The following is a 5,407-nucleotide window of genomic DNA, read 5'->3' on the forward strand; positions in this document are numbered from 1 at the left end:
CGAAAGATCTTAACCAACCGCTCTTTAACAACTGAATCAAGCAATTCGTGTGGGTGCTTGTGGAGTCAGACTGATAGTCAACAAGATTATCAGCATCACAAGTTACTCCGCGAGAAATCAAAGAATAACCAACGATTGCTGAGCCAAGTTTAGGGTTTCTTAAAAACCCAAAGATGTTTGAACTGAAGAGTTTGATCATGGCTCAGATTGAACGCTGGCGGCAGGCCTAACACATGCAAGTCGAGCGGTAGAGAGAAGCTTGCTTCTCTTGAGAGCGGCGGACGGGTGAGTAATGCCTAGGAATCTGCCTGGTAGTGGGGGATAACGTTCGGAAACGGACGCTAATACCGCATACGTCCTACGGGAGAAAGCAGGGGACCTTCGGGCCTTGCGCTATCAGATGAGCCTAGGTCGGATTAGCTAGTTGGTGGGGTAATGGCTCACCAAGGCGACGATCCGTAACTGGTCTGAGAGGATGATCAGTCACACTGGAACTGAGACACGGTCCAGACTCCTACGGGAGGCAGCAGTGGGGAATATTGGACAATGGGCGAAAGCCTGATCCAGCCATGCCGCGTGTGTGAAGAAGGTCTTCGGATTGTAAAGCACTTTAAGTTGGGAGGAAGGGCYRTTACCTAATACGTGATGGTTTTGACGTTACCGACAGAATAAGCACCGGCTAACTCTGTGCCAGCAGCCGCGGTAATACAGAGGGTGCAAGCGTTAATCGGAATTACTGGGCGTAAAGCGCGCGTAGGTGGTTTGTTAAGTTGGATGTGAAATCCCCGGGCTCAACCTGGGAACTGCATTCAAAACTGACTGACTAGAGTATGGTAGAGGGTGGTGGAATTTCCTGTGTAGCGGTGAAATGCGTAGATATAGGAAGGAACACCAGTGGCGAAGGCGACCACCTGGACTGATACTGACACTGAGGTGCGAAAGCGTGGGGAGCAAACAGGATTAGATACCCTGGTAGTCCACGCCGTAAACGATGTCAACTAGCCGTTGGGAGCCTTGAGCTCTTAGTGGCGCAGCTAACGCATTAAGTTGACCGCCTGGGGAGTACGGCCGCAAGGTTAAAACTCAAATGAATTGACGGGGGCCCGCACAAGCGGTGGAGCATGTGGTTTAATTCGAAGCAACGCGAAGAACCTTACCAGGCCTTGACATCCAATGAACTTTCTAGAGATAGATTGGTGCCTTCGGGAGCATTGAGACAGGTGCTGCATGGCTGTCGTCAGCTCGTGTCGTGAGATGTTGGGTTAAGTCCCGTAACGAGCGCAACCCTTGTCCTTAGTTACCAGCACGTAATGGTGGGCACTCTAAGGAGACTGCCGGTGACAAACCGGAGGAAGGTGGGGATGACGTCAAGTCATCATGGCCCTTACGGCCTGGGCTACACACGTGCTACAATGGTCGGTACAGAGGGTTGCCAAGCCGCGAGGTGGAGCTAATCCCAGAAAACCGATCGTAGTCCGGATCGCAGTCTGCAACTCGACTGCGTGAAGTCGGAATCGCTAGTAATCGCGAATCAGAATGTCGCGGTGAATACGTTCCCGGGCCTTGTACACACCGCCCGTCACACCATGGGAGTGGGTTGCACCAGAAGTAGCTAGTCTAACCTTCGGGAGGACGGTTACCACGGTGTGATTCATGACTGGGGTGAAGTCGTAACAAGGTAGCCGTAGGGGAACCTGCGGCTGGATCACCTCCTTAATCGACGACATCAGCTGCTCCATAAGTTCCCACACGAATTGCTTGATTCATTGAAGAAGACGATAAGAAGCAGCCCGAAATTGGGTCTGTAGCTCAGTTGGTTAGAGCGCACCCCTGATAAGGGTGAGGTCGGCAGTTCGAATCTGCCCAGACCCACCAATTTTGTGTGGGAAACGCCTGTAGAAATACGGGGCCATAGCTCAGCTGGGAGAGCGCCTGCCTTGCACGCAGGAGGTCAACGGTTCGATCCCGTTTGGCTCCACCACTACTGCTTCTGCGTTATGAAAGCTTAGAAATGAGCATTCCATCAGTATGATGGTGAATGTTGATTTCTAGTCTTTGATTAGATCGTTCTTTAAAAATTTGGGTATGTGATAGAAAGATAGACTGAACGTTACTTTCACTGGTAACGGATCAGGCTAAGGTAAAATTTGTGAGTGACTCTTAATTGAGTATGATCGAATTTTCGGCGAATGTCGTCTTCACAGTATAACCAGATTGCTTGGGGTTATATGGTCAAGTGAAGAAGCGCATACGGTGGATGCCTTGGCAGTCAGAGGCGATGAAAGACGTGGTAGCCTGCGAAAAGCTTCGGGGAGTCGGCAAACAGACTTTGATCCGGAGATGTCTGAATGGGGGAACCCAGCCATCATAAGATGGTTATCTTGTACTGAATACATAGGTGCAAGAGGCGAACCAGGGGAACTGAAACATCTAAGTACCCTGAGGAAAAGAAATCAACCGAGATTCCCTTAGTAGTGGCGAGCGAACGGGGACTAGCCCTTAAGTGGCTTTGAGATTAGCGGAACGCTCTGGAAAGTGCGGCCATAGTGGGTGATAGCCCTGTACGCGAAAATCTCTTAGTCATGAAATCGAGTAGGACGGAGCACGAGAAACTTTGTCTGAATATGGGGGGACCATCCTCCAAGGCTAAATACTACTGACTGACCGATAGTGAACTAGTACCGTGAGGGAAAGGCGAAAAGAACCCCGGAGAGGGGAGTGAAATAGATCCTGAAACCGTATGCGTACAAGCAGTGGGAGCCCACTTTGTTGGGTGACTGCGTACCTTTTGTATAATGGGTCAGCGACTTATTTTCAGTGGCGAGCTTAACCGAATAGGGGAGGCGTAGCGAAAGCGAGTCTTAATAGGGCGTCTAGTCGCTGGGAATAGACCCGAAACCGGGCGATCTATCCATGGGCAGGTTGAAGGTTGGGTAACACTAACTGGAGGACCGAACCGACTACCGTTGAAAAGTTAGCGGATGACCTGTGGATCGGAGTGAAAGGCTAATCAAGCTCGGAGATAGCTGGTTCTCCTCGAAAGCTATTTAGGTAGCGCCTCATGTATCACTGTAGGGGGTAGAGCACTGTTTCGGCTAGGGGGTCATCCCGACTTACCAAACCGATGCAAACTCCGAATACCTACAAGTGCCGAGCATGGGAGACACACGGCGGGTGCTAACGTCCGTCGTGAAAAGGGAAACAACCCAGACCGTCAGCTAAGGTCCCAAAGTTATGGTTAAGTGGGAAACGATGTGGGAAGGCTTAGACAGCTAGGAGGTTGGCTTAGAAGCAGCCACCCTTTAAAGAAAGCGTAATAGCTCACTAGTCGAGTCGGCCTGCGCGGAAGATGTAACGGGGCTCAAACCATACACCGAAGCTACGGGTATCACGTAAGTGATGCGGTAGAGGAGCGTTCTGTAAGCCTGTGAAGGTGAGTTGAGAAGCTTGCTGGAGGTATCAGAAGTGCGAATGCTGACATGAGTAACGATAATGGGTGTGAAAAACACCCACGCCGAAAGACCAAGGTTTCCTGCGCAACGTTAATCGACGCAGGGTTAGTCGGTCCCTAAGGCGAGGCTGAAAAGCGTAGTCGATGGAAAACAGGTTAATATTCCTGTACTTCTGGTTATTGCGATGGAGGGACGGAGAAGGCTAGGCCAGCTTGGCGTTGGTTGTCCAAGTTTAAGGTGGTAGGCTGAGATCTTAGGTAAATCCGGGATCTTAAGGCCGAGAGCTGATGACGAGTTAACTTTTAGTTAACGAAGTGGTTGATGCCATGCTTCCAAGAAAAGCTTCTAAGCTTCAGGTAACCAGGAACCGTACCCCAAACCGACACAGGTGGTTGGGTAGAGAATACCAAGGCGCTTGAGAGAACTCGGGTGAAGGAACTAGGCAAAATGGCACCGTAACTTCGGGAGAAGGTGCGCCGGTGAGGGTGAAGGACTTGCTCCGTAAGCTCATGCCGGTCGAAGATACCAGGCCGCTGCGACTGTTTATTAAAAACACAGCACTCTGCAAACACGAAAGTGGACGTATAGGGTGTGACGCCTGCCCGGTGCCGGAAGGTTAATTGATGGGGTTAGCTAACGCGAAGCTCTTGATCGAAGCCCCGGTAAACGGCGGCCGTAACTATAACGGTCCTAAGGTAGCGAAATTCCTTGTCGGGTAAGTTCCGACCTGCACGAATGGCGTAACGATGGCGGCGCTGTCTCCACCCGAGACTCAGTGAAATTGAAATCGCTGTGAAGATGCAGTGTATCCGCGGCTAGACGGAAAGACCCCGTGAACCTTTACTATAGCTTTGCACTGGACTTTGAATTTGCTTGTGTAGGATAGGTGGGAGGCTTTGAAGCGTGGACGCCAGTCTGCGTGGAGCCAACCTTGAAATACCACCCTGGCAACTTTGAGGTTCTAACTCAGGTCCGTTATCCGGATCGAGGACAGTGTATGGTGGGTAGTTTGACTGGGGCGGTCTCCTCCTAAAGAGTAACGGAGGAGTACGAAGGTGCGCTCAGACCGGTCGGAAATCGGTCGTAGAGTATAAAGGCAAAAGCGCGCTTGACTGCGAGACAGACACGTCGAGCAGGTACGAAAGTAGGTCTTAGTGATCCGGTGGTTCTGTATGGAAGGGCCATCGCTCAACGGATAAAAGGTACTCCGGGGATAACAGGCTGATACCGCCCAAGAGTTCATATCGACGGCGGTGTTTGGCACCTCGATGTCGGCTCATCACATCCTGGGGCTGAAGCCGGTCCCAAGGGTATGGCTGTTCGCCATTTAAAGTGGTACGCGAGCTGGGTTTAGAACGTCGTGAGACAGTTCGGTCCCTATCTGCCGTGGACGTTTGAGATTTGAGAGGGGCTGCTCCTAGTACGAGAGGACCGGAGTGGACGAACCTCTGGTGTTCCGGTTGTCACGCCAGTGGCATTGCCGGGTAGCTATGTTCGGAATAGATAACCGCTGAAAGCATCTAAGCGGGAAACTAGCCTCAAGATGAGATCTCACTGGGACCTTGAGTCCCCTGAAGGGCCGTCGAAGACTACGACGTTGATAGGTTGGGTGTGTAAGCGCTGTGAGGCGTTGAGCTAACCAATACTAATTGCCCGTGAGGCTTGACCATATAACACCCAAGCAATTTGACTACTCGAAAGAGCATCAGATTGCGGTGTGTGAAGACGCAATGAACCGAAAGTTCGATGCTCACAAAACACCGACAGCTGTCACATACCCAATTTGCTGAAGCGAGGCCAACTGGCCGCGACTCAGTACCCGAATTTCTTGACGACCATAGAGCATTGGAACCACCTGATCCCATCCCGAACTCAGCAGTGAAACGATGCATCGCCGATGGTAGTGTGGGGTTTCCCCATGTGAGAGTAGGTCATCGTCAAGATTAAATTCCGAA

General features: G+C 51.3%; 2 tRNA genes and 3 rRNA genes. All 5 read left to right on the plus strand.

Going from position 1 to position 5,407, the window contains the following annotated elements:
• Positions 1-179: 179 nt before the first annotated feature.
• Positions 180-1,716 (plus strand): 16S ribosomal RNA (locus AD670_RS00005).
• Between the two features lie 82 nt (positions 1,717-1,798).
• A tRNA-Ile gene (locus AD670_RS00010) sits at positions 1,799-1,875 on the plus strand.
• Between the two features lie 30 nt (positions 1,876-1,905).
• Positions 1,906-1,981 (plus strand) — tRNA-Ala (locus AD670_RS00015).
• Positions 1,982-2,230: 249 nt separating this feature from the next.
• A 23S ribosomal RNA gene (locus tag AD670_RS00020) occupies positions 2,231-5,122 on the plus strand.
• Positions 5,123-5,279: 157 nt separating this feature from the next.
• Positions 5,280-5,395, plus strand: a 5S ribosomal RNA gene (rrf, locus tag AD670_RS00025).
• Together the 16S, 23S and 5S rRNA genes with 2 tRNA genes alongside form the textbook arrangement of a ribosomal RNA operon.
• Positions 5,396-5,407: the final 12 nt, after the last annotated feature.

The sequence above is a fragment of the Pseudomonas sp. MIACH genome (assembly GCF_001269925.1).
Taxonomy (GTDB): domain Bacteria; phylum Pseudomonadota; class Gammaproteobacteria; order Pseudomonadales; family Pseudomonadaceae; genus Aquipseudomonas.